Source organism: Streptomyces akebiae (assembly GCF_019599145.1).
Taxonomy (GTDB): domain Bacteria; phylum Actinomycetota; class Actinomycetes; order Streptomycetales; family Streptomycetaceae; genus Streptomyces; species Streptomyces akebiae.
This window is the reverse complement of the sequence record NZ_CP080647.1, coordinates 3,668,498-3,692,176: the sequence shown is the minus strand read 5'-3', so window position 1 is coordinate 3,692,176 and position 23,679 is coordinate 3,668,498. Positions and strand designations below refer to the sequence as shown.

The 23,679-nt window shown below is 68.2% G+C and carries 21 protein-coding genes and 1 pseudogene; 7 read left to right on the top strand and 15 right to left on the bottom strand.

The window, feature by feature from the left end:
* Positions 1-53 precede the first annotated feature (53 nt).
* Complete coding sequence (locus K1J60_RS15765; RefSeq protein ID WP_220646772.1) at positions 54-1,676, bottom strand: N-acyl-D-amino-acid deacylase family protein; 1,623 nt, start codon at positions 1,674-1,676, stop codon at positions 54-56.
* A gap of 32 nt (positions 1,677-1,708) precedes the next feature.
* Positions 1,709-2,989, bottom strand: a complete 1,281-nt coding sequence (locus tag K1J60_RS15760) for an amino acid deaminase (RefSeq protein WP_220646771.1) — start codon at positions 2,987-2,989, stop codon at positions 1,709-1,711.
* 232 nt (positions 2,990-3,221) lie between these two features.
* Here K1J60_RS15760 and K1J60_RS15755 point away from each other — a divergent pair, with 232 nt between their 5' ends.
* The 4 genes from K1J60_RS15755 (at position 3,222) to K1J60_RS15740 (ending at position 6,667) form a co-directional block, all read left to right on the top strand.
* Positions 3,222-4,241, top strand: a complete 1,020-nt coding sequence (locus K1J60_RS15755) for a sugar kinase (RefSeq protein WP_259408271.1) — start codon at positions 3,222-3,224, stop codon at positions 4,239-4,241.
* Positions 4,238-4,999 carry an IclR family transcriptional regulator gene (locus K1J60_RS15750; RefSeq protein WP_220646770.1) on the top strand — a complete coding sequence of 254 codons (762 nt, stop codon included), beginning with the start codon at positions 4,238-4,240 and terminating at the stop codon, positions 4,997-4,999. Before K1J60_RS15755 ends, K1J60_RS15750 begins: the two co-directional genes overlap by 4 nt.
* A gap of 16 nt (positions 5,000-5,015) precedes the next feature.
* Entirely contained in the window at positions 5,016-5,426 is a 411-nt protein-coding gene (locus K1J60_RS15745) for a RidA family protein (protein WP_220646769.1), read from the top strand.
* 560 nt (positions 5,427-5,986) lie between these two features.
* Entirely contained in the window at positions 5,987-6,667 is a 681-nt protein-coding gene (locus K1J60_RS15740; RefSeq protein ID WP_259407742.1) for a PH domain-containing protein, read from the top strand.
* Positions 6,668-6,759: 92 nt separating this feature from the next.
* Here the strand turns inward: K1J60_RS15740 and K1J60_RS15735 are convergent, their stop codons facing one another.
* Complete coding sequence (locus K1J60_RS15735) at positions 6,760-8,136, bottom strand: M14 family metallopeptidase (RefSeq protein ID WP_220646767.1); 1,377 nt, start codon at positions 8,134-8,136, stop codon at positions 6,760-6,762.
* Between the two features lie 469 nt (positions 8,137-8,605).
* Between K1J60_RS15735 and K1J60_RS15730 the strand changes: the two genes are divergently transcribed.
* Positions 8,606-8,998, top strand: coding sequence for an ATP-binding protein (locus tag K1J60_RS15730; protein WP_398683227.1), 393 nt, complete (start codon positions 8,606-8,608; stop codon positions 8,996-8,998).
* A 110-nt stretch (positions 8,999-9,108) separates the two neighbouring features.
* On the top strand, positions 9,109-10,431 hold the full coding sequence (locus K1J60_RS15725; protein ID WP_220646766.1) for an Nramp family divalent metal transporter: 1,323 nt from the start codon (positions 9,109-9,111) through the stop codon (positions 10,429-10,431).
* Positions 10,432-10,441: 10 nt separating this feature from the next.
* Here K1J60_RS15725 and K1J60_RS15720 read toward each other — a convergent pair whose 3' ends face one another.
* Both K1J60_RS15720 and K1J60_RS15715 read right to left on the bottom strand, forming a co-directional pair.
* Positions 10,442-11,761, bottom strand: coding sequence for a hypothetical protein (locus K1J60_RS15720; protein ID WP_220646765.1), 1,320 nt, complete (start codon positions 11,759-11,761; stop codon positions 10,442-10,444).
* A gap of 54 nt (positions 11,762-11,815) precedes the next feature.
* Positions 11,816-12,325 carry a SigE family RNA polymerase sigma factor gene (locus K1J60_RS15715; RefSeq protein WP_220646764.1) on the bottom strand — a complete coding sequence of 170 codons (510 nt, stop codon included), beginning with the start codon at positions 12,323-12,325 and terminating at the stop codon, positions 11,816-11,818.
* Between the two features lie 136 nt (positions 12,326-12,461).
* On the opposite strand from K1J60_RS15715, the gene K1J60_RS15710 reads away from it, so the two are divergent.
* Positions 12,462-12,968, top strand: coding sequence for a hypothetical protein (locus K1J60_RS15710; protein WP_220646763.1), 507 nt, complete (start codon positions 12,462-12,464; stop codon positions 12,966-12,968).
* Positions 12,969-13,114: 146 nt separating this feature from the next.
* Here K1J60_RS15710 and K1J60_RS45840 read toward each other — a convergent pair.
* From K1J60_RS45840 to K1J60_RS45835, 10 genes and pseudogenes are all read right to left on the bottom strand, one after another.
* Positions 13,115-13,291, bottom strand: a pseudogene (locus K1J60_RS45840) (Scr1 family TA system antitoxin-like transcriptional regulator); the annotation flags it as partial.
* A 672-nt stretch (positions 13,292-13,963) separates the two neighbouring features.
* Positions 13,964-14,263 carry a hypothetical protein gene (locus tag K1J60_RS15700; protein WP_220646761.1) on the bottom strand — a complete coding sequence of 100 codons (300 nt, stop codon included), beginning with the start codon at positions 14,261-14,263 and terminating at the stop codon, positions 13,964-13,966.
* 286 nt (positions 14,264-14,549) lie between these two features.
* On the bottom strand, positions 14,550-15,233 hold the full coding sequence (locus K1J60_RS15695; protein ID WP_220646760.1) for a hypothetical protein: 684 nt from the start codon (positions 15,231-15,233) through the stop codon (positions 14,550-14,552).
* Positions 15,234-15,259: 26 nt separating this feature from the next.
* Positions 15,260-15,433, bottom strand: coding sequence for a hypothetical protein (locus K1J60_RS15690; protein WP_220646759.1), 174 nt, complete (start codon positions 15,431-15,433; stop codon positions 15,260-15,262).
* A 104-nt stretch (positions 15,434-15,537) separates the two neighbouring features.
* Positions 15,538-15,936, bottom strand: a complete 399-nt coding sequence (locus K1J60_RS15685) for a hypothetical protein (RefSeq protein WP_220646758.1) — start codon at positions 15,934-15,936, stop codon at positions 15,538-15,540.
* 272 nt (positions 15,937-16,208) lie between these two features.
* Positions 16,209-16,649 (bottom strand): hypothetical protein, encoded by a 441-nt coding sequence (locus K1J60_RS15680; RefSeq protein ID WP_220646757.1) that lies wholly within the window; start codon positions 16,647-16,649, stop codon positions 16,209-16,211.
* Between the two features lie 126 nt (positions 16,650-16,775).
* Positions 16,776-17,582, bottom strand: a complete 807-nt coding sequence (locus K1J60_RS15675; protein ID WP_220646756.1) for a colicin immunity domain-containing protein — start codon at positions 17,580-17,582, stop codon at positions 16,776-16,778.
* Entirely contained in the window at positions 17,579-22,255 is a 4,677-nt protein-coding gene (locus K1J60_RS15670; protein ID WP_220646755.1) for a putative T7SS-secreted protein, read from the bottom strand. Before K1J60_RS15670 ends, K1J60_RS15675 begins: the two co-directional genes overlap by 4 nt.
* Complete coding sequence (locus K1J60_RS15665) at positions 22,255-22,947, bottom strand: hypothetical protein (RefSeq protein ID WP_259407741.1); 693 nt, start codon at positions 22,945-22,947, stop codon at positions 22,255-22,257. Before K1J60_RS15665 ends, K1J60_RS15670 begins: the two co-directional genes overlap by 1 nt.
* Positions 22,944-23,543 (bottom strand): hypothetical protein, encoded by a 600-nt coding sequence (locus K1J60_RS45835; protein ID WP_259407740.1) that lies wholly within the window; start codon positions 23,541-23,543, stop codon positions 22,944-22,946. The genes K1J60_RS15665 and K1J60_RS45835 overlap by 4 nt, the downstream gene beginning before the upstream one ends.
* Between the last annotated feature and the right edge of the window lie 136 nt (positions 23,544-23,679).

Sequence of the window (23,679 nt, the reverse complement as noted above, 5' to 3'; positions counted from 1 at the left end):
GCCGGTGGGGCCCCGGCGCACTCCCCGAGTCCCTGACGGGGCGCGGGCGCCGGTCAGGCGCCCCGCCGGATCGTCCGGCCCGCCAGTACGTCCGTCCGTCGGCCGTCCTCGATGACGAAGCGGCCGTCGACCAGGACGTGCGGGATGCCGGTGGGCAGGGTGCGGGGGGCCTCGTAGGTCGATCCGGCGGCCACGGTCGCCGGATCGAAGAGGACCAGGTCGGCGCGGTACCCCTCGCGGACGAGTCCCCGGTCCGCGAGGCGCAGCCGCGCGGCGGGACGTGAGGTGAGATGGGCGACGCACTCCTCCAGGGAGAGCACGCCCAACTCCCTCACGTACCGGCCGAGATAGTGGGGGAACGTCCCGTAGGCGCGCGGATGCGGCTTGTCCCCGCGCAGGATGCCGTCGGAACCGCCGGTGTGCACGCGGTGGCGCATGATGGTCCGCACGTTCTCCTCGTGCCCGACGTGCTGGAGGATCGTGGAGCCGAGCCGGTCCTCGACGAGGAGCCGACGGGCGGTCACCCAGGGCTCCTCGCCGTGCGCCTTCGCCGACCGCGCGATCGTCCGTCCCACGTACGACGAAAGCGCCGGGTCGGTGACGCCCGAGATCTCGATGGTGTCCCACTCGACGGGCACGCCGTGGCAGCCGTCGGCGCCCACGACCTCCAGGTGGTGCCGGACGCGCTCGGCCGTGTCGTCGTCCCGCAGTCGCGCGAGGACCGCCTCGGGGCCGCCCTCGCCCGCCCAGCTCGGCAGCACCGCGACGAGGGTCGTGCAGCCGGGGGTGTAGGGATAGGTGTCGAGGGAGATGTCCGCGCCCGCCGCGAGCGCGTCGTCGAGGAGCGTGAGCAGTTCCGGCGCCCGGCCCTCGTTCACCCCGAAGTTCATGGTGGCGTGGGCCAGGTGCAGGGCACAGCCGGCCTCGCGGGTCAGGGTCACCATCTCCTCGTAGGCCTGGAGCGCGCCCGCCCCGTACGAGCGGTGGTGCGGGCAGTAGTAGCCGTCGTACGACGCCACCACCCGGCACAGCTCGGTGAGTTCGGCGTCCTTGGCGTACATGCCGGGGGTGTAGGTCAGCCCCGACGACATCCCGACCGCGCCCTCCCCGAGCCCCGCCGCCACCTGCTCCCGCATGCGGTCCAGCTCCCCGGGTGTCGCCTCCCGGTCCTCCCAGCCCACGACGAGCATCCGCACCGTCCCCTGCGGTACGAGGTACGCGGCGTTCACGGCGATGCCCTCGCCGTCGAAGCCGTGGTCGAGCCGGTCCAGGTACTCGCCGACCGAACGCCAGGTGAAGTCGACGTCCTCGCCGTAGCCGTTCCAGCCGGTGATCGCGCGGCGGACCTCTTCGAGGGTGCGGTCGTCGACGGGCGCGTACGACAGCCCGTCCTGGCCGATGACCTCCAGGGTGACCCCCTGGGCCGCCTTCGCGGTGTGCTCGGGGTCCCGCAGGAGCGCGAGGTCGCTGTGGGCGTGCATGTCGATGAAGCCGGGGGCCAGGACCAGGCCCTCGGCGTCGATCTCCCGCCGGGCCCTCGGCCGCTGGCACCCCGCCGCGGCCGCCTCCTTGACGATCGACGTGATCCTGCCGTCCGCCACGACCACGTCGGCACGGTAGGAGGGGTCGCCGGAGCCGTCCACGACCTCGGCGTCACGGAGGACCAGGTCGTCCATGGGGGTCACCTTTCAGGAGCCGGAGGCCGGCCTCAGAAGTACGTACGGACGTAGTCCGTCACGGTCCCGTCCGCCTCCACCACCGGGATCAGCTCCCACTTGTCGAACGACGTGCACGGGTGCGACAGCCCCAGCCCCACCCAGTCGCCGACCTCCAGCTCCGCGCCGGAGTCCGTGCGCAGCCACGCGTGCTGGTCGGACAGCTTCGTCACCGTGATCCCGGCGGCATCGCGGACCGCACCCGTGCCCGCGTCCCGCACCACCTCCGCCGACGGCAGATCCAGGTCGTACGCGGCGTCGCGCTTGCCCGCGTTGACGAAGGCCTGCTCGGGGGTGGGACGGGAGACGACCTGGGCCCACAGCCGGAAGGCCGGCTCCAGGGCGCCCTCCTGGGGGATCCGGTTGAAGGGCGTGATCCGGCGGTAGTGCCCGGCGTCGTGCGAGACGTACGCGCCGGACCGCAGCAACTTCAGTACGGGCACCGACAGTTCGGGCAGCTCGGCGAAGACGTCGGCCACCGCGTCGAACCAGGCGCTGCCGCCCGCGCTGACGATCACCTCGTCCAGTCCCGCGAACCGCCCCGCCTTGTCGAACTCGGCGGCCAGCGCGGTGAGCCGGCGCAGCCACGCCCCCACCCGCTCCGGGTCGGCGTCCGGCACCTCGCCCTCGTACCCGGCGACACCGACGAGGCGCAGGGTGCCGACCCCGGCCACCGCGTCCGCGACCACCGCGCACTCGGCCTCCGTACGCACCCCGGTACGCGCGCCCTCGCCGGCGCCCAGCTCCACGACGACGTCCACGGGACGCGCGGAGCCCCGCAGCGCGGCGTCCATCAGCTCGACACCGCGCACGGAGTCGACGTAACAGACGAAGCGGAAGCGCGGGTCGGCCGCCAGCTCGTCGGCGATCCAGCGCAGGGCGGCCGGGTCGACGAGCTCGTTGGCGAGGAAGACCCGCTCGATGCCGAACTCCCTTGCCACACGCACCTGGTGGGGCATGGCCAGGGTGATGCCCCAGGCGCCGCGCTCGATCTGCCGCCAGAACAGCTCCGGCGCCATGGACGTCTTGCCGTGCGGGGCGAAGGCGAGGCCGTGGCGCGCGGAGTAGGTCTCCATCAGTGCCAGGTTGTGCTCCAGACGCTCGGCGGAGAGGGCGAGCACGGGGGTGGTGAAACCGCCGGTGAACAGGTTCCGCCGCTGCGCGACCAGCTCGGCCACCGTCAGGCCGTCGGCGTCCGGCGGCATGCCCTTGAAGCGGTGGTCGACGCGTTCCTCCGTCAGCCGGGCCAGCGCTTCGACACTCTCGACACCCATGGGTTCTCCCTGACGAGGAACGTTGCAGTATGTGCAACGTTCATTGCGTATGTCGCTTGCTGCTGTCTAACATCCCAGCCAGCACCGGGTCAACGGTGCCACCCCGCCCCCAGCCGACGCGACGAGGAGCCCCACCATCGTGACCGCCGACGGACTTCGTTGCCCCGACGACGACAACGCCGCCGACGCCACCGTCGCCCCATACGCCGCCGTCGCCCCCGACGCCGTTGATGTGGTCGCGCTCGGCGAGTCCATGGTCACCTTCCTGCCCACCCGCCCCGGACGCCTCGCCGACGTCCCCTCCTTCGACCGGTCCATCGGCGGCGCGGAGTCCAACGTGGCCTGCGCACTGGCCGCCGCGGGCCACACGGCGCGCTGGGTCAGCCGGGTCGGAGCAGACGCCTTCGGCGACCACCTGGTGCGGGAGATCGGCTCCTACGGCGTCGACGTGACCTCCGTGGGCCGCGACCCCGGACGCCCGACGGGCGTCTACTTCCGCACGGCCGGCGACCGCGCCACGGACGCCCACGAAGTCGCCTACTACCGCGCCGGTTCGGCCGCCTCGGCGATGTCGACGCGGACCGTGGACCTCACCGCGGTACGCGCCGGACGCGTCCTGCACCTCTCCGGCATCACGGCGGCCCTGTCCGACGACTGCCTGCGCCTGCTCCGCGACCTGACGGCCTCACGCCCCGACCACCACCGGCCCCTGGTCTCCTTCGACGTCAACCACCGGCCGGGCCTGTGGCGCGACACCCAAGGCCCCCACGTCCTGCTCGAACTGGCACGCGGCGCCGACATCGTGTTCGTCGGCGAGGACGAGGCGCGGGAGGTCTGGGGCGTCACCGGCGGCCCGACGGCGATCCGGGCCCTCCTGCCGGAGCCACGCACCCTGGTGGTGAAACAGGGAGCCCACGGAGCCACCCTGTTCGAACGCACCCCCGGCGACACCGTCACCTTCGCCCCCGCTCCCACGGTCCACGTCGCGGCCGCGGTCGGCGCCGGCGACGCCTTCGCCGCCGGCCTGCTCTCCGCCACCCTCCGCGCCCTCCCCGCCCGCGACCGCCTCCGCCACGGCCACCTCATGGCGGCCGCCGCCCTCACCGTCCCCGGCGACCTCGCCACCCCGCCCCGACGGGACCACGCCGACCGCCTCGCCGCCCTGGACGACGACGCGTGGGGGAGACTTCGACTCGCCCCCGGCTGGACTGACGTACCGGACCGGGCCGAGGAGGAGGTACACACCCCATGAGCCAGACCGTCGACCGCGCGCTCAGCATCCTGCCGCTGCTCGCCGAGGGCCCCGCCGACCTCGGCCAGGTCGCCGAGCGCCTGGGCGTCCACAAGTCCACGGCCCTGCGCCTCCTGCGCACCCTCCACGAACACGGCCTGGTCTACCGCCAGTCCGACCAGCGCTACCGCCTCGGTGCCCGCCTCTTCGCCCTCGCCCAGGAGGCCGTGGAGAACCTGGACATCCGCGAGATCGCCCACCCCCACCTGGTACGCCTCAACGAACAGTGCGGCCACACCGTCCACCTCGCCGTCCACGAGGAGAACGAGGTCCTCTACATCGACAAGGTCGAGAGCCGTTACCCGGTCCGCATGTACTCCCGGATCGGCAAGCCGGTCGCCATCACGGTCGCCGCCGTCGCCAAGCTGTGCCTCGCCGACCTCCCCGAAGCCGAGCGACGCGCCCTCGCGGAGAAGCTCGACTACCCCCTGTACACGCCCCGTTCGACCCCCAACGCCGCCGCCTTCCTCAAGGAACTGGCGCGGGTCCGCGAACAGGGCTGGGCCACCGACCTCGGAGGCCACGAGGAGTCCATCAACTGCGTGGCCGCGCCCATCCGGGGCGCCGACGGCCGGGTCGTCGCCGCGATGTCGGTCTCGGCGCCCAACGTCGTCGTCACCGCCGACGAACTCCTCACCCTGCTCCCGCTGGTCCGCCGCACCGCGGACGCGATCAGTGGCGAGTACTCCGGCAGAACCCCCACGTCAGACCCCGTATGACGGACAAGGACCCCCTATGACCGACAAGATCGCCCTCACCCCGAAGACTCACACCACACCCCCCGCGAAGTTCTCCCACGGCGTCAGGAAGGGCAACATCCTCCAGGTCGCGGGCCAGGTCGGCTTCCTCCCCGCCGTCGAGGGCGAGCCCCCCACACCCGCCGGCCCCTCCCTGCGCGAACAGACCCTCCAGACCCTCGCCAACGTCCAGGCGATCCTGGAAGAGGGCGGCGCCACCTGGGACGACGTGATGATGATCCGCGTCTATCTCACCGACGTGGACCACTTCGCCGAGATGAACGCGCTCTACAACGAGTACTTCGAACAACACCTCACCACCGCCCCGGCCGCCCGCACCACGGTGTACGTGGGCCTCCCGGCCGGCCTGCTGATCGAGATCGACGCACTGGCGGTCCTGGACCACTGAGGGTCCACACCCGCGCCCCCTCAGGGGCGCGGGGAACTGCGCGAGCAACCACACCCAACCCGCGCTCGGCAGCCATCAGCACCGCCCCCCACCATCCCCGCACCCCGCACGGCGATGCCCCCTGCCCGAAATCCGCGCGCCCCCACCCGGAGGACCCCCGAATGTCCCTCCTCGCCGCTTCCCCGGCCCCGGAACCCCCACCCCACACCGGCGGCCTGCTCCTCCTCGTCGACGGCACCGCCGGCCTCCTCACCGTCGCCGCCCTGGGCATAGCCCTCGCCCGCACAAACAGACCACTTCCGCACACCCGTCCCGCCATTCAGCGACCCGCCGACCGTACGTTCGACATTGCCCCGGCTTCGCCGCAGCCCTACGGGCGCTCCGCGCCCCAACTCCCGACACTGCGACGCCCTGCGTCGCCACCACACGATGCGATTCCTCCCAGGCGTAGAGGCCCGGGGTTCCTCGCAAGAATTTCGCTGAACGCCGTGAAACCCAGATACGGACATATGCCTGGACCGACTGTCCCCGACACAGGGTCGTCGACCATACTGCCCGCTGTGGAGCAGCGCATCGGTTCGAACAACCAGCCCCTGGCCGCCGCAGCGGTCGACCCGTCGCACATCCCCGGACTCACGGCCCCGGTGTCCGTGAAGAAGGAGAAGCAGGAGGAGCCGGAGGACATCAAGCCGACGGAGTCCGCCGAACCGGCGGAGACCGAGGAGCCGGACGAGGCTGCCCTGACCCGGGACGAGCCGTCCATCGCCGAGAAGCCCTCGGGCAAAGCAGCAGCCGGATCCGAAGCCAAGGCCAAAGCCGCGGCGGAAGCCGAGTCCGAGGCCGCAGCCGAGGCCGAAACTGAAGAAGCCGACGGCGAAGACGGCGAAGAAGGAGAAGAAGCCGGAGGCGCGGCCGAGGACACCACGGACGGCCCCGTCTTCGAGGCCTCCGACCGCCGCGCGAAGATCATCGCGGACAGCAGCGGCGTACGGCTGCGTCTGGACGACCAGGAGTGCGAGTTCACCTGGGACGAGATCGGCGCGATCGAGACCGAGTCCCCCCTCTTCGGCAAGCGTTTCACCATCACGGTCCACACCCCCGACCGCCGCTGGTACTTCCTGGAGATCGAGGCCAAGGCCAAGTCGGAGCACGCGGCCTGGGAGAAGCAGATCGACGAGGTCCTGGACGCGTACTTCGACGACGGCACCGACAAGGAAGGGCCCGAGGACAGCGCCCCATAAGGGGCGCGGGGAACTGCGCGCCCAGACCCAACGGACGCGCAGTTCCCCACTCACAGAAGTCCCCGAGCCCTCACCGGCTCAGGCGGCGCGGCTCAGGCGCAGTACTGCGCTTCCTTGCCGATCGACCGGTACATGCAGTCCGAGTTCTCCAGCAACTGGAGCACCGCGTCCCGGTTCCGCGCGGTCTCCCGGGCGATGACCTCGTCGGGCGGGTAGAACCCGCCACCCGAGGCCGACCCCGGATACATCTCGAAGGTGTACCCGAAGATCTTCTGGTTGCCCCACAGCCAGTCGTCGATCGACCCGTCCGTGATGTAGAGGTCGCTGGACTGTTCGGGTGTGTACCCGTTGCTCGCGGCCATCTTCCCGCCGACCGTCGCGAACGCGTTGCGGTCGTCCGCCGTCATCCCGGTCGCGGTGTCGGCGGTCGTGTACCCGTAGGGCCACAGCACCAGCTCGCTGTAGGTGTGGAAGTCGATGCCGGTCTTGATCTGCTGGACCCCGCCGACGACCCGGCTGCGCACGAAGTTCGCGACGACCTTCACCTCGGGCGCCGACTCGGCGGCCGTACCCCGGTAGGTGTCCGAGGACGTGGAACCGGACGAGCCGCCACAGCAGCCCCAGCGGTAGTTCCAGTTGCGGTTGAGGTCGGTGCCGACGTACGACGAACCGCTGTTGGGCTGTCGGTTCTTGCGCCACGAGCGGTACGAGCCGGTGGCGACGTCGTACTCGCCGCCGTCCGGGTTGATGTCCGGGATGATCCAGATCTCGCGGTTGTTCACCATGTTGGTGACGCGGGAGTCGGTCCCGTAGTCGGAGGTCAGCTCGTTGAGCAGGTAGAGCGCCATCTCGACGGTGAGGTGCTCACGGGCGTGCTGGTGGTGGGTGAACAGCACCTCGGGCTCGGCCTCGTCCGTGCCGACGTTGTCGCTGATCTTGATGGCGACGATGTTCCGGCCCTGGTACGTGGTGCCGATGACCCGCTGGCTGGCGATCGAACTGTTGGCCGAGACGACGGAGTTGATCTCGTTCGTCATCTCCGCGTAGTTGTGGTAACGGGAGTCGGCGGACGGGAAGTCGAAGAGCCGTACGTCGTCCTCGCCGTTCGACCGGTCCGGGGCGGCGCCGAGCGGGGTGACCTCGTAGCCCTGCTGCTTCAGCTTCTTGATCTGGTCCGCGCGTCCGGAGACGAACACCGAGTGGTCGTCGGCGTCGTCCACGGTCACACCGGCCTGCTGCAGCGCCGTGCGGGACTTGCTGTCCGAGTGCATGTGGACCTCGTACTGACGGATGTCGTCGGCCGAGGCCCTGGGCCGCTCGGCGCTGGTCGCCGTCGCGTCCGTGGTGGTCGCGGCGACCGGGGCGGCGAGGGCCAGCGCCAGCAGGGTGGCGAGGGCGGCGGTGCGGCGACCGGATCTCCTGCCGGTGCCGCCGGGCGTCGCCGCCCTGCCGCGTATGCGGAGTCGCATGAAGTCTCCTAGTTTCTCCAGGAATTCCGGGGTCTCCGGAAGTGGGGAGTGGAGCGGGGGGTGGATCCTTGCGACGTGCCTCGGGCCTGGCCGGTGGCCACGGGGTGCCCGGCCGGCCCTGGTGCGGGTGTGGCGCTCATGGTGCGGCTCTGGCATGACCAGGTCAAGAGTGGGTGGGTGCGGGCAGGGGGCCGGGTTGGCCGGAACGGAGATGTACGGGCCGGGAGTCCACAGCGTGCGTAAGCCCTACACAACCGCGTACACGCCCATCGGTCGCGTAGGCCCCCAATTGCGGACGTACCCGGGCGGGAAACAGGTATATGCACCACTGGAAACGGGTAGTCCTCCCCGTGTGCCGCGTACGCGTGGCGGCAACCCTGGAAGCATGCTGCAACTCTCCGGGGGTCTCCTTCCGGATTCCGGCCCCCATTTCGCCTCGTACCCCCAACCGCCCATGGGTGCGGGTCACTTGAGCGTCGAGTACGACCCCCGTCCCACCGCCGCCGCACAGGCCCGCGCGCAGGTGCGCAGGCAGCTGGAGGGATGGGGTCTGCTCGAACAGACCGACACGGCGGAGCTGCTGGTGAGCGAGCTGGTCACCAACGCGCTGGTGCACGCGGAGAGCCGACTGAAGCTGACCCTGTCGGCCGCCCACGGCGTACTGCGCTGCGAGGTGTCGGACACGGACGGCCGCCCGCCCCGGGTGCGCCGGGTGACGGAGATATCGGAGAGTGGCCGAGGGATGTTCCTGGTGGACGCCCTTGCCGGGCGCTGGGGCTGTCACCAGGACGGGTCGGGCAAGACCGTGTGGTTCGAACTCGGCACGTGCGGGGCCCACGGCTGCGGTCGGCGACAGCCGTAGCGCGCCGCCGGGTTCGGCGGCTTCGGTGGCCGGCGGTCACCGAAGCCGGCGGTCACCGAAGCCGCCCGGCCCTCTTGTCTGATGCCGTCACTTGGGGTTTCTTGACCCTCATGGCGGACACCACGGGAAACCCCACAGACACACCCGCACCATCCGGCTCCAACCCCCCACCTCGTAAATCCAGTTGGAAGTACATCGGCCCCGGCATCGTCGTCGCCGCGACCGGTGTCGGCGCCGGTGACCTGGTCGCGACCCTCATCGCGGGCAGCAACTTCGGCTACACCCTGCTCTGGGCGGCCGTCATCGGCTGTCTCGTCAAGATCGCCCTCGCCGAGGCGGCCGGCCGCTGGCATCTGTCCACCGGCCGCACCCTCTTCGACGGCTGGGCCAGCCTCGGCCGCTGGACGACGTGGTTCTTCGTCGTCTACGTCGTGATCTGGGGCTTCGTCTACGGCGCCGCCGCGATGTCCTCCAGCGCCCTGCCCCTCCAGGCGCTGTTCCCGGACGTGATGGACCTCAAGTGGTGGGCCGTACTGTGCGGCCTGAGCGGCCTGGTCTTCGTCTGGTTCAACAAGTACGAGGTCTTCGAGAAGGTCATGACCGTCCTGGTGGGCGTCATGTTCGTGGTCACGGTCTACCTGGCGATCCGCGTCACCCCCAACCTCGCGGACGCCTTCGCCGGGCTCCTGCCCGTCCTGCCCGACGAGAAGGACTCGATCCTCAACACCCTCGGCCTCATCGGCGGCGTCGGCGGCACCATCACGCTGGCCGCGTACGGCTACTGGGTCAACGCCAAGGGCTGGACGAACACCGGCTGGATGAAGATCATGCGCCTGGACAACCGGGTCGCGTACATCACCACCGGCATCTTCGTGGTCTCGATGCTCTTCGTCGGCGCCGAACTGCTGCACTCGGCCAACATCGCCATCGCCTCCGGCGACAAGGGCCTGATCCAGCTCGGCGACATCCTGGCCGACGAGTACGGCACGGCCACCGCCAAGTTCTTCCTGATCGGCTTCTTCGCCACCTCGTACACCTCCCTCATCGGCGTCTGGCACGGCGTGAGCCTGATGTTCGCGGACTTCGTGGAGCGCTTCCGCCGCAAGGGGGCCGTGACGGGCGAGGAGGTCGCCTCCGGCCGGCGCGAGAAGTCCTGGCCGTTCCGCGCGTACCTGCTCTGGCTGACCTTCCCGCCCATCGTCCTGCTCTTCCAGGGCCAGCCGTTCCGCCTGATCATCCTCTACGGCGTCCTCGGCGCGGCCTTCCTCCCCTTCCTCGCCGGCACGCTCCTCTGGCTCCTCAACTCCTCCCGCACACCCCGCGAATGGCGCAACGGCATCGTCAGCAACGGCATGCTGGCCATCGCGGGCCTGCTCTTCCTGGTACTGGCCGTGAAGCAGATCTGGGACCAGCCATGGGCGGACTTCTTCTGACGCCGGGCCGTCAGTCGAGCGACTTCCACCGCTCGCTGGTGGCGATCTCCCTCAGCTGAGCCATGGTGAGCGCGGGGGTCTCGCGGGTCGCGGCGGTGTGCTGGGCGCCGGAGTTGAAGGCGCTGATCACGACCCGCAGCCCGTCGACGCGGAGCGTGTCCGCGGTCCACATGACGACCCCCTCGCCGCCCTTCTCCCCGGGTTCCTGCCGGGTGGCGACCTTCGTGCCGTCGGCCAGGGTCTCGGCGTCGGCGCCGAACAACGTGTCCGCGCGGTCCGCCACGCCCAGCTGCACATTGACCTGCACCAGGCTCCGCCCCTCGCCGTCGTCGAGGACGACGTACGCGAAGTCCGACACCTGACTGTCCTCGGTGACGACGTCGACGCCCTCGGGCAGAAGGCTGACGAGTGTCTTGCGAATGGCCTCGCCCCCGACGACCGGGGCATCGACCGACCCGCCACCGGGCGGAACCGTCGACGACTCCTCCTTCTCCCCCTGGTCCTCCCGCGTGCCGCCGCCGTTCTCCGACTCCTCCGTGATGGCGTCGGCTACCGCCTGCCAGCCCGGGTCCCCGACGATCGTCGTCAAGGAGTCGAGGGACAGCGGCGGTTCGGCACGGGTGACCGGCGCGTCCTTCTGCGCCTCCGCGTTCCATTCCATGACGCTGACCTCGTACCCCGCCGGATCGACCAACTGCGCGTACCAGTGCTTGGTGTCCACGCGGCGGTCCGGGTACTCGTAGCCCCGGAAGAGCATCAGCCGCGCACCGCCCGGCAGGGTCTTCTCCTCGCAGGAGTCGTACCCGACGAACGCCTTGTCCGGGCAGTCGGTCAGCTGCCGGGCGTGCTCGCTGTCGGCGTCGATCCGCCCGACCCCGAGCTGCACGGCCCCCCCGCCCCCGCCGTCGTCGTACACGACCTGGGCGTACGGCCCCCCGTCCGCGCTCGTGCCCCGAGCGGACTCCCCGCTGATGCTCCCGTCCGGCAGCAACTCCTTGAGCATGCCGACGAGTTCCGCGCCGGACACCGCGCCGTCGTCGTCCCTGACGACCTGCTCGGCGTCCGGCGCGATGGACCGCTTCGCCGCCACGGACCGCTGGCCGGCCCCGTCGCCGGTGCCGGGCAGCAGGAGCGCCCCGCCCACCCCGACGAGCGCGATGCCGGCCACCCCGCCCAGCATCGCCGCCCGTCGGCGGAACAGCAGCCGCCGGCCGCGCACGGCGCCGCCGCCGACCAGCGCCTGGTGATCGGTCTCGAAGGCGCCGCCGACCCGGCGCAGGGCGTTGCCGAGCCTGCCCTCGAAGGGGTCTTCGTGCTGTTCCTGGGGCATGACGAACCGCCGTTTCTGCGAGTGGGTGTGCTGGAGTCGGTGGGTGCGGGGTGCTCAGGGTGTGGCGTACTCGCCGATGGCGTCGCCGAGCAGGACGCGCAGTCGGGCGAGGGCGCGGACGCACCGGGTGCGCACCGCCGCCGAGCTGGCGTTCATCGCCGCTGCGGTCTCCTCGACGGACCGGTCCTCCCAGTAGCGCAGGACGACCACGGCCCGGTCCTTGGGCGGCAGTTGGGCCAGGGCCTCGACGAGCGTGAGCCGCAGGGACGCGTCGGCGCCGGGCGCGGCGGGTCCGTCCGGGATGACGTCGGTGGCCCGTTCCCGGCTGCTGCGGCGCCGCTGGTGGGCGAGGAACGTCCTGGTCAGCACGGTCTGCGCATAGCCGACCGGGTTGTCGGCCCGCCGCACCCGCCCCCACTTCACGTACAACCGGCCGAGCGTCTCCTGCACGAGGTCCTCGGCGAGATGGGTGTCCCCGCCGGTGAGCAGACACGCGGACCGGTACAGATGACCCGCCCGCGCCGCCGCGAACTCCTGGTATCCGTCCGCGCGGACTGGTCTCATCTGTGGCTCCCCCTGAACGGACTCGCGTTGTCGCCTCTCACTCCCTTGATGCGCCGGCCCCCGGGGAATGTTTCACGGAACGGTGAGAGATACGGTGCGGTACGAGTCACACCAACGGGGCAGAGGACACACACCGATGGACCAGCCTGAACAGGGTCACCAGCCACCGCCGCCGCAGCAGCCGGGGACACCGCCGGGAGGCCACCAGGGCTTCGGCCCCCCACCCCCGCCGTACACGCCACCGCCCACGCCCCCCGGCCCGCCGTACCCGCCCCCGCAGCAGCCGTACGCGCAGCCACCGCAGCCCTACGCCCAGCAGCAGCCCTACGCGCCGCCGCAGCAGCCGTACGGCCAGTCACCCCAGGGCCCGGAGTTCCTGGCCGTCGACCGGCACAACTCCGTCGTCGTCGACGCGGGCGGGGTCGCCTTCGAGGACCACGGCGTCTCCGTCGACTTCTCCTGGCCCGAGATCCGCAGCGTCCACTACAAGGCGAGCGGCAACGGCAAGGCCCTCATGGTCGCCGTCGTCCACCTCGACGGCGACTTCTTCGAGTGCTCGGTCGAGGCCAGGCCCCGGGAGCGCCTCCAACAGTGGTTCGCGCACCTGGCCCAGGTGCTCGGCTACTATCGCCCGATGGGATAGCCACTGTGCTTTCCGCACGGGGTGAGGGGTGCGGAACCTCAGAGCAAGTGATCCGCCTTGCCCGCCTTGATGTCGAGAATGAGAGTGCGCAGTGCTTCCCGGGTGTCGGTGAGGTAGGTCTCCTCGGCACCGGCTATGGCTATGCCTCACAGATCGTTGGCGATGGCGCGGATGAAGTCGCGTGAAGCCTCCGGTGACAGCGCGATGCGCTCCATCCAGTCCAAGTGGGCACGGTACTTGGCCAACTGAGCCTCCCCACCCAGGAATTCCGGCCCGTGCGAGCTGTCGACCTGAGCGGTGTCCAACTGGGGGACAGGGCCTTTGGCAATGTAACCAAAGGGCCGCCCTGCATTCAGTAATGAGCAAGCCACATACGGCAGTTGCCTCCCGAAGGGAACCCCCATGCCCGAAGCGACCTCGGCCTGCCCTGTCCCGCCCCCGCGCTCGTCCTCGACGGCTCCTCGCACATGGCAATGCCGCCTGGACCTGCCGAACGACCCCCGGACCCCGCGCATCGCCCGCCATGCGATTCGCGCCGCACTCCTCGGCCAGTGTGTTGCGGAAGGCCGTGAGTGGGTGGGGCCGGATGATGTGGCGGAGGTCGCTGGGCTGAGGCGTCATGAGTTGCGAGAACGCAACTCTCGGGCGGTCTGGACATCCCCCTGGATGGCGTCCAACACGACGACGTGCAATCGGTCGCCCACGCGCGGCGTGGGTACTTCGGCATCCCGCCAGGCAGGATGTTTCACCTGGTCGATGAAGCCGACTTCACCATCCGTGTCGACTTGTGAACCCGCTGGGGCGACTGCTGTCACTGTGACGTCGAGTTCCTGATGGTTTCGAATGTCTTGAAGGGCCACCAAAGGTCGACCGCGGGACCCGTCCGTCGAATTCCAGACCCAGATCGATGTGATTGTCGCCGGACAAGGTCATGCCCTCGGAGTCGATCTCCAGGTGTTGGCCGACCATCGAGGAGCACGACAGGACGAATCTCCTTATTCGGTTGGAATAGAATACAGGATGACCCCTCTTTCCAGCAAGGAAACTCCTTGCCCTGAAAGATGTACTTTAGCGCTGTGTGGTGGGTCGATGAATTCTATTAGCTTTTCGTAGCGATTGATCCAGTCAAGGCTCATGAGTGATGAGTCGTCAGTCGCGTCGCCGGTTGCTTCCACGCGGAACTTCTGACCGGTTCTCACGATGCCGCCCACGCATCGAACGATGCAGGTAGCAGCTGCATTCTCCCTTTCCTCCACTGAGTAGATCTGCAGCTCACCCGCATTGCTGTCATCCACGTCTGTAAGCCTTTTTCAGTATCGGTACGTGTACTTCGATTCTTTGAGGATGTCGTGCGGCTCACGTTCGCAGCGGGTGACCGCGCCGAAGGGGGCCGTGATGTCCAAGGCGAGGCCGGCGCGGTCGCGGCGGATCGTCGTCGTGTGGCGAGTCTGTGCGATGGGTCTTCGGCCACTGGACAGACCTGCCGTAACTCAGCGGTGGATGATCGAGAGACCTTCCAGGCTGCGAAGAACGAGGTCGGGCCGCAGACGAGTGAAACGAAGGCGCGCTGGTCATGATCTGTTAGGGCAGATCAAGGATCAGGGGCAACCAAGCTGATAGTTCGTTGCGTGTTGGATCGTCCATAGGTATTACACCCGCCAGATCCCGCAGAGGCGTCAACATGTTCTTGATGCGTCGGAGGCGCAAGATTTCCGGAACCGGTCGGGTGTGCCAGTTTGTGGCCTGAGCGTGCACATCGCCCCTTGTTTCTCCGATCTCCCGGAACACCGATTTGCATAGATCTGCCGGATCGCGAATTCCAGCGTCCTGTATGGCGCCGAACTGTCGGATTGCGTAGGCGCGAATGTAGGCCTCGTCGGATAGAACGGCTGCAGTGTCGAGCTCGGCATTCTCGCCCTTCCGCTTGAGCGCGATCAAGGCGAGGTGGACCCAACGAAGGCGAGTGTCAGCACTCAGACCGGCATCGTGCATCCGCCCGACTGCAAATGTGCGCAGCGTTTCCCATGCCTGCCATTCGATAGGAGGTCCATCCTTTCTGGAGGCCAGTTCTTCCAGCGCGCCGATTGATCGGAGTGGGATGTTTCCTGGATCCAATGCGGAGGGATCGGTCTTGGATCCCTCATTCCATGGACTCGATTCCTGCAAGCTTCCGCCACCTCCAGCGATCTCTGATTCCCCGGCTGCATTTACCGGACCTCCGCAGGTCAAAACAGGATGCTTGAGTTCGACGCGATGCCTGGACATGGCATGCACATCACAGGTTCAGTCACTCACACGGCGTTGGCCTCCGCGTCGGCGAGGATGCGGCCGAGTTCGGCGGAGGCGATGCGGCGGGCGTCCTTGTTGTCGCTGGTGGTGACCATGTGTTCGCATTCGCGGAAGCGGGTGGCTCGTTCGGGCCACCGCTGGGCATCGACCCATGCCCACGCTCGGCTCCCGCTCACGCGTCGTCCCGCCTCTGCTCATAGTTCAGCCTCGATGATCTCCCCAGATTCCGACTCCCACCATCGCAACAGCGCCAGCGGGGGGCGAAGTATTGGTTAGCTGATCATTCTTTCGGGATCGGGACCTGCTGCAAGCGCTGGAGGATGAGGTCGAGATCCGATAGCGCCCTGAAACAAAATTCGTGGTCCTGAGTGTTTACGGAGTGGACAACGTTGGCGAATGCTGGGCTGGCGAGCCCGTCTGCTTCGCGCAAAATCCGCGTTGGAATCAGGAGTAAATTTTTTCTTGTCCTGTCGAGTGTCCATTCGACTTTTGTTGGCAGTGCTCCTACGGCATCTTCGATGAGGCGTGCGAGGTCTTCTTGGGCAGATGTGTAGCGCCATCCCATATACGGCACCTGCGGGTATCCGTACACAGGGTGTATCTCCGAAGGCAGAGAAAACCAGGCAAGTTCTCCAAATCTGCTGAATACTTGCATCGCGCGCGCACTTCGGGTCGGCATGTGGAATCCATTCAAGCCATTACCAGACAGGGCCTGAGTACCCTCCGTCTTGGATGATTAGCGGGTCTTCGAAGTTAGTGGGGGTTTGGGTGCGCCACCCGCCGGAGCCGCCGAGAGGCGCACCCCCACGCTTGGAGATGTTGGAGGCGGTGCGGGCCTGGACGGCCGACCGCCTCGGCCGGCGTCCAGCAGTTCACGTCCTCCAACTCCATGAGCAGGACCTTGGTCATCTCCCGGAAAGTGGGTGAGATTCCTGTGGCGAATGCATCATTTTATCGCGGCTCAATCAAAGGGTCGGAGAAGGGGTCTCCTTCATCGTCCCATCTGAATTCGTAATCTCCGGACGATATATTGAATTCCGCACCGACGTTGTTGAAGGGGATTTCGAACTCTTCGTGCAGCCACAGGTTCATTGCCAGCGCTGCAACTTCGGAGCGGTAGTCGCTCGGCGGTGCTTCGATCGAGGTGACTTGTATGGTGATTCCATGAGGAAACCTCTTGGTCAATTCCCGTGCATTGAGAGCGACACCGAAGGATAGCCATGCGAGATCTTTCCAGTGCAGTCCACCGGGTGGCAGAGCCAGGCGTACGCTGCCGTGGATCTGTACGTCCGGGGGGTCCACTGATTCGGTGGTAAGTCGTGCATGTGCTGTGAGGTTGGCAGTCAGTCCGCCAGTGGGGCTGCGCAGGAGATACTTGACCGTTCTAGTCATGCCCCCTCTTTCGGCGTTAAAACTTCAATTTTGGGAACACGTGGCGAGCGAATTGACCCTAAGCGGAAAGGAAGGAGCCGGGTCGCCATGATTCAGAAAGTATAGGACTTCGAGCATGTGCAGCGGTTAGTTGCTATCCTCTTTGGGGTGGTGAAATGTGTTTCCGATCTCCTGGATAGCTGTTTTTAGTTCCGAATCAGTCAATTCGCCAGGCTCCCAGAGCTCTGGGTCGACCGAATAGTCCTCGAGGGTCATGAAAACACGGTCGAAGAGATCTGCGAGTGGGCCTTGGATGCGTTCCCCATTCGCCCGTGAGGCTCGTCTGGCCTCCCACCAGCCATGTGCGAACTCAGGTGCGGAGCAGGTGCCGCCGACGAACTTGTCCAGCAGCGCGAGTAGTTGGGCCGCCGCACTTCCAAGAGGAACGTCGGCTGGGTCTGACCATGCCCCGCGCGCGGACGGGTAAGCGGCGGACACGGTCGTCAAGGTGGGGTGGCAGGCCGATAGCTTTCGTGCGTGGCGGCCGAAACGCGCCCGTGCGGTGTCGACCCCCTCTCTCACGGCGGCAGCCATGAAGGAGTCGCTACCCGCGATGAGTGCGTAACCCGCTTCCCGGAACAGGACAACGCCTTGCCGGTCGGGGGTGTACATGACGGATGGCGGTGTGATGGCGTCATGCCCCGAGTCGATCGGGAGGCGAAGCGTTGTCGTGGCCGTTTGCGAGGAACCGCTCGGGAGGTTGGCGCAAACGACGTGCGATGCGCCAACAGCGCGGCAGCCGGCCGCGACACGTCGCGTCAGCGCTGCATCCATGTGAGGACCGACTGGTACGGGAGTTACCGACTTGCCCCGCAGCCAGGAGGAGGCGAGTGACCCGTCCCGGTCGAGCACATCGGAGAGGTCTACATGCTGATCGTTTTCCGGATGATTCACCACAGAAACCCCTTGTCGATAATCCCCTGGAACTGTTTATCGCTCAATTCCCAAGCGGACCAGAATTTACCGTCTGCCCGCAGCATAACCATCTTCTGAGTCGCTGGATCGATGAACCCGACTGCTGCTCCTTGATTTCGATAGTCGAATCTATAGATTTTAGTGCCGTCTGCGGTCATGTGCTCCCGCATGGCTCCTTCGAACCGCTGAAGATTAGCCTTATTTAGATTTCCCGGATTGTCAATAAAATCTTCTGCGTGGGCATGGAATTTCTTGCTCATTACTTTCTGGCTGGAGAAATCTGCTTTCTCTTCCCAGGCCCCTCGAGGGCATGGTGCGAGTCCCAGGGGGTCAGCCCATGAATGTGGGTTATTGACGTACGTGGTGGGGTTTGGTGCCGGAGCTATCCCAAGAGGGTCGGGGCTGAGATAGCGGGCGGTTTCCGGGTCGTAGTGGCGGAAGTAGTTGTAGTGGAGTCCGGTTTCGGGATCGTAGTACTGGCCGGGGAAACGGAGGGGCGTGTAAGTAGTGCTGTTCGCGGCCCAGGCCGTCGTGCCCCACAGCGTGCTCCGCGTGTGCCAGGCGATGTCTCCCTGTTCGTCTACGAGTTCGCTGGGCGTGCCCACCAGGTCCGTGATGATGGAGAAGAAGCGGGAGTCGATCTCTTCTTGAGTCGCGTCGGCTGCGGTGATGCGTTCCGTTTGGGCGATGGGCCGCAGGCCTTGGTGGTCCCAGGTGAGGGTGATCGGGTTCGGGAGGGCCGGGGACATGGTGGTCTGTTCGCAGAGTGTCGTGTCAGCCCAGGTGAAGTCGACCCGTTCGACGACCGTTTCCCCGTCGTCTGCCATACGGAGTTTCGCCGTGCGGCGGCCCAGGGGGTCGTAGGTGTAGCGCCAGCGCGTGCCGTCCGGTGTTGTCACCGACATCAGACGGTCCTCTGCGTCCCACTTGTATCGCCAGGTGTCCGGTTTGCGGGACAGGCGGGGCTTCTGGCGGAGGGTGATGCGGCCGAGGGCGTCGTGCTCGTAGCGGACCTTGCCCGCGAGGGTGATGCGGGTGCCCTCGTACGAGCGCAGCCCCGTCGCCTCTTGGCCCGGGTGGTCCGTCGGCCACGACGCTGATGTCTGGTTGCCCGCCTCGTCGTAGGCGTACGTCTCCGTCCAGTTCGCCGCGTGGACCGCGATCACCCTGCCCGCCGCGTCCAGGGCGAAGTGGCGCGAGCCGGAGAGTTGGTCGTCGATGCCGGTCAGGTTGCCGTCGGAGCGGTAGGAGTATGAGCGGTGTTGGATCGAGCGGTCGTCTGCCGCCATCACCGACTGGGTCGTCAGGCGACCCATGGGGTCGAAGGTGTGGTGCAGGGCGACCGTTTCGCCGATGTGACGGGTCAGTTCGCGGCCGGCTTCGTCGTAGGTGAAGTCGATGGTGCGGCCCGAGGCTGTCATCCCCGTGCGGCGACCGGTCGCGTCGTACGTCCAGGTCGTTGTCGCCCCTGTCGGTGTTGTGCGGGATAGCCGTCGACCGAACTCGTCGTACTTGTACGTCAGTTCGCGGCCGTCGACCGTTTCCGAGCGCACCCGGCCGAAGCGGTCGCGCAGGATCGTCAGTGTCGTACCGTCCGGGCCTGTCGCCTGGGCGAGTTGGTCCGTCATGTCGTACGCGTACGTCGTGACGTCGCCCGCCGCGTCCTTGCGGAGCACTTGGCCCAGTTCGTCGCGCTCGAAGGAAACCACCTGGCCGAGCGCGTTCGTGCGGGTCTTCAGGCGACCCGCCTCGTCGTGGGTGTACGTGAGGGTGCGGTCGTCGAAGTCCGTCTCCGTGACCAGGTTGCCTGCGGCGTCGTACTCGTATGCCCACGTCAGGCCCTGCGGGTTGGTCACCCGCGTCAGGCGTAGCTCCTTGTCGTGGTCGAACTCGTAGCGGACCCCGTCCGGGCCCGTGCGGGCCGTCAGCAGGTCGAAGTCGGTGTACTCGAAGTGGGATACGCCGCCCATCGGGTCGGTGTGGGTGGTGCGGTTGCCCTCGCCGTCGTACGTCCACGACTCCGTGGTGCCGTCGGCGGCGGTGCGGCGGGCGAGGTGGCCCTCGACCGTCCACTCCAGCCGGGTCACCGCACCTGTGGGGTCCGTGATGGTGACGGGTCTGCCGAAGGGGTCACGTGCGTAGCGGGTGACCGCGCCGAGGGGGTCCGTGATCTCCAACGGGAGACCGGCGGGGTCGCAGCGGACCGTTGCCGTGTGGCCGAGGGGGTCCGTTACGGCGGTCAGGTGGCCCGACTCGTTGTACGTGAAGTGGGTGGTGTGGCCGGTCGGCCCGGTCACGGAGGTGCGGTTGCCCCGCTCGTCGTACGTCTGGCGGACGACCGTGCCGTCCGGGTTCACCACCCGCACCGGCAGGCCGAGTTCGTTGTGCTCGGCCCTCGCCTCGCGGCCGTCCGGGCGGGTGACGACGGTCGGGTTGCCGGCTTCGTCGTAGCGGTACGTGGTCGTGTGGCCGAGGGGGTCCGTCAGGGAGAGGAGGCGGTGGTAGCGGTCCCGTTCGAAGTGGGTGGCGGCGCCCAGGGGGTCGATCTCGGTGACGACCTGGCAGGCGTCGTTGATCACGAAGCGGCGGGTGTGGCCCTCGCCCGTTGTCGTGGTCGTCACGCGGTGACCGGTTGCCGGGTCCCGTTCGCCGTAGGTGAAGCGGAGGCTCATGTGGCCGTGCGTGCCGCCCTCGGCGACGCAGCGGTCCCGGTCGTCGTACTCGTACGTGTAGCCGCGGTCGTTCGTGTCCGTCCAGGACGTGACGCGGCCGGCCTCGTCGTACGTGAAGCGGAGGGGGAGGCCGGAGGAGTTGACGACCTCGGTCAGGTGGCCGTCCGTGTAGCCGTAGCGCTTCAGTTCCTGGTTGCCGGAGGCCAGGTGGAGTGCCGTGATCCGGCCGGCCTCCGTGGTGACGCGTACGTCGTATCCGGCGCTGGAGACGATGCCGAGCGGGGTGCCCTCGGCGTCGTACTCGAAGGTGAGCCAGTTGCCGTTGCGGTCGTCGATCTGCTCGATGACGGCCAGGTCGTCTCCGCGGTCGGTGAAGTGCCAGGTGCGGCGCGTACCGGGGTCGGTGACCGTGTAGCCGCCGTCCTCGCGGTCCAGGGGCCAGCGGGGGCCGTGGCTGGGGAGGGTGGGGACACCCGGCGCGGGGTGGGGGTAGGCGAGGAGCAGGCCGTCCTCGGTGACGAAGACGACGCCCTCGGAGTCGATCTGCAGGCGCTGGTCGACCGTTGAGGACCACGACGGGCCGAACCAGCGGCCGAAGTGGTAGCCGGACTCCACACGCCGTCTGAAGACGAGGGGGAGAGCACCTGGAAGCACCACGTCCGTCTGGGGCAGGTACATCTTGCCCGTGGTGAGGTCGACCGGGTCGGTCGGGTCCTTCTGGACCTTCTGGCCGGGGTTGTCGTGCTCTTGGGGCGCCTTGCCGACGGTGTCCCTCAGCCCGCGTTGGGCTCCTCCCGCCTCGGCCGCGTCGTCCAGGGTGTGCTTGAGCGTGCCTTTGATGCCGCCTGTCGCCGCCCCGCGCGCGGCCCCCGCGCCCTTGGTGCCGAGCAGGTCGAGGACGACGCGGCCCCCGAATTCGGACGGGTCCTTCTTGGCGGACTGCCAGGCGTCCTTGAGGGCCCGGTCGGGGTGGGCGACCGTCGATGTGAGCCCCGCGAGCGTCATGTTGACGTTCTGGTAGTACTCGGCGGGGTGGGCGATGTTGTACGGGTCGAGCGCGTTCATGCTGCGGCCGAAGGTGATGATGCCCGCGCCGCCCTTGACGACGCCTCCGACGACATGGGTGAGTTCCACGGCCGATGACGCACCCTGGTCGGCGAAGTTGGCGGCGAGTTTGAGGGCGGGCGGCAGTTCGGCGGGGGCGTGCTCCAGGGCTGCCTTGACCGAGGTGGTGGCGGTGCGGGCGGCCTCGTTGCGCTGGCGGCGGGCCTCCTTGAGGAGTTCGTGGGCGCGGGTGATGTCCGCCTTGCCGGGGTCGCTGAACTCGGCCGGTTTGGGGCCGGGATCCTCACCGGCCTTCACCTTGGCGTTGTAGGCGTCGACCTTGGTGTTGTACGCCTCCACGGCCGCCTGGGACGCTTTCATGCCCGCCTTGTAGGCGTCGATGGCGTCCTGGGCCTGGCCCTGGGCCCACTTGACCGTGTCGGCGTACGAGTCGAGCGCCTTGGCGGCCTGGTCGCAGGCGTCCGCCGCACGCATCCACTTCTTGGGCTGCATGGCGAACTTCTCGCGGAAGGTGTCGGCGGCCTGGCCCTTCCAGTGGGAGGAGTCCAGCTTGCGCATACCGTCGCCGACCTTGTCGAAGGCCGTGTGGAAGTCCTTGAGGTGCTTGGCGCTCTCCTGGATACGGCCGACATTGCCGTGGACCAGTTCGTTGGCCTGCTCGGTCTCCCCGAGCTGCTGCTCGCCGGGGGTGGCGCCCAGGGCGGACGCGGTGCCGTCGCCCCAGTCCTCCACCTTGTCCGCGACGCCCCGGAGGCCCATGTCCTCCAAACGCTCACCGGCGTAGTCGGTGCCCGCGTCGATGCCTTCGCCGAGGAGCTTCTTGCCGTCGTCGTACACCTCTTCGGCCTTGCCGACGACCGTGTTGGCGGCGCCCTTGAGCTTGTCGCCCACGCCGTCCGGGATCCAGCCGCCCATCAGCCCGCGTCCCCGCCTCGCTGGTTCTCGTCCGCCCCGGACTGGGCCGCCTGGTCACGCTCCTCGCGCGAGGGGCCGTACTGCTGGTCCAGCCACGCCTCGTACTGCTGGTCGGTCATGCCCATCGACTCCTGCGGGTCGACCGGCCCGTTCTGGAGGACGGGGGACGTCAGCACGTCACGCTGTGCGTCGTTCCAGGCCTGGTCGGTGTTCTCCTGGGCCCGCTCCCAGGACTCCGCGCTCCAGTCGGAGGTGGCGAACATGTGGTTGTCGCCGATCTCGCCCCAGGACATCCGGGTGACCTGGTCCTCGCTGAGGTGCGGGTTGCCCATCACGGAGTTCGCCGCGATCTTGAAGGTGCCGTCGATGTACTGCTCGGTCTCGTGGAACGTCCCCGCCGCCAGACCCACCGCGTCCGCGAACCTGCTGCCCTCCAGGATCAGCGCACGGACTCCCCACTCCCAGCGCTCGCAGAAGGTGTCGAGCGCCGACGTCAGTCCGCCGTGCCCCAACTCCAGCCCGGACAGGGCCAGGTCCGAGAAGCCACGGCCCACACTCGCCTCGCCGACCATGCCGAGTTCACGGAGCTCCGACATGGCCAGGTTGATGCCCTCGGTGATCAGGGCCAGGCCCTCCACCTGAAGGTCCTTGCCCTCACCGCCGCCGCCCCCGCCACCGCCGCCGTCGTTCACTGCGTCAACTCCCCGTCTCTGCCGGACTCGTTCGTCCCGTCAGCCACGTCCACGTCCACGTCCACGGCCGCCGCGTCCGGCACGATCCCCGTCACCGGCGGGAACAGCGCGCCCTGACCCTCGCTGCCTACGTCCAGCGCCACCCCGTACGGCACCGGCATCGCCGGGATCGCCACGTCCAGCAGCCGGGCGCCCAGGACTCGGTCGTACGTCCACTCCCGCGCGCCTTCGCCCCTTGCGATGGCGAATCGGGCCAGGGAGGGCTCGTCCGAGAAGGCGTAGATCCAGCGGATACCGCCGAACTCCCCGGTCAGTGGGTCGCCGTCCGCCGACAGGGGCACGAGGACCGCCGTACGCCGGAACTCGCCGAGCAGGGCGGCGGCTTCGCGTCGGCGGTGGGCGAGTGCGGCGTCATCCGCCGCCGGGGAGAGGGTGTCGCCGTCTGTCGGGGACGGGGTCCGCTCTTCGGGCGGGGCCGACGGGCGTTCGGAAGCGGGACCGTTCGGCTTGGCCGGCTCGGCCCCTTCCACGTAGTCGAAGATCCTGGATCGGCGTATACCGCCCGCCGCTCCGAAGCCTCCCCCGTGATCAGACATGCGTGCGATCATCGCATCGGCGTGTGGCGCGCTGCAACGCCACGGCCTTTGCCGCAAAGTGTGTCGCCGGACCGGCCATCGGGTGACGGGACCGGGGTGGGCACGACCGTGAAGAAGAGGACGAAGGTACTCCCGC

Coding starts and splice junctions, on each gene's coding strand:
- K1J60_RS15765 (WP_220646772.1), bottom strand. CDS start 1,676: ATGGACGACCTGGTCCTCCGTGACGCCGAGGTCGTGGACGGCTCCGGC.
- K1J60_RS15760 (WP_220646771.1), bottom strand. CDS start 2,989: ATGGGTGTCGAGAGTGTCGAAGCGCTGGCCCGGCTGACGGAGGAACGC.
- K1J60_RS15750 (WP_220646770.1), top strand. CDS start 4,238: ATGAGCCAGACCGTCGACCGCGCGCTCAGCATCCTGCCGCTGCTCGCC.
- K1J60_RS15745 (WP_220646769.1), top strand. CDS start 5,016: ATGACCGACAAGATCGCCCTCACCCCGAAGACTCACACCACACCCCCC.
- K1J60_RS15735 (WP_220646767.1), bottom strand. CDS start 8,136: ATGCGACTCCGCATACGCGGCAGGGCGGCGACGCCCGGCGGCACCGGC.
- K1J60_RS15725 (WP_220646766.1), top strand. CDS start 9,109: ATGGCGGACACCACGGGAAACCCCACAGACACACCCGCACCATCCGGC.
- K1J60_RS15720 (WP_220646765.1), bottom strand. CDS start 11,761: ATGCCCCAGGAACAGCACGAAGACCCCTTCGAGGGCAGGCTCGGCAAC.
- K1J60_RS15715 (WP_220646764.1), bottom strand. CDS start 12,325: ATGAGACCAGTCCGCGCGGACGGATACCAGGAGTTCGCGGCGGCGCGG.
- K1J60_RS15710 (WP_220646763.1), top strand. CDS start 12,462: ATGGACCAGCCTGAACAGGGTCACCAGCCACCGCCGCCGCAGCAGCCG.
- K1J60_RS15695 (WP_220646760.1), bottom strand. CDS start 15,233: ATGTCCAGGCATCGCGTCGAACTCAAGCATCCTGTTTTGACCTGCGGA.
- K1J60_RS15685 (WP_220646758.1), bottom strand. CDS start 15,936: ATGCCGACCCGAAGTGCGCGCGCGATGCAAGTATTCAGCAGATTTGGA.
- K1J60_RS15680 (WP_220646757.1), bottom strand. CDS start 16,649: ATGACTAGAACGGTCAAGTATCTCCTGCGCAGCCCCACTGGCGGACTG.
- K1J60_RS15670 (WP_220646755.1), bottom strand. CDS start 22,255: ATGGGCGGCTGGATCCCGGACGGCGTGGGCGACAAGCTCAAGGGCGCC.
- K1J60_RS45835 (WP_259407740.1), bottom strand. CDS start 23,543: ATGTCTGATCACGGGGGAGGCTTCGGAGCGGCGGGCGGTATACGCCGA.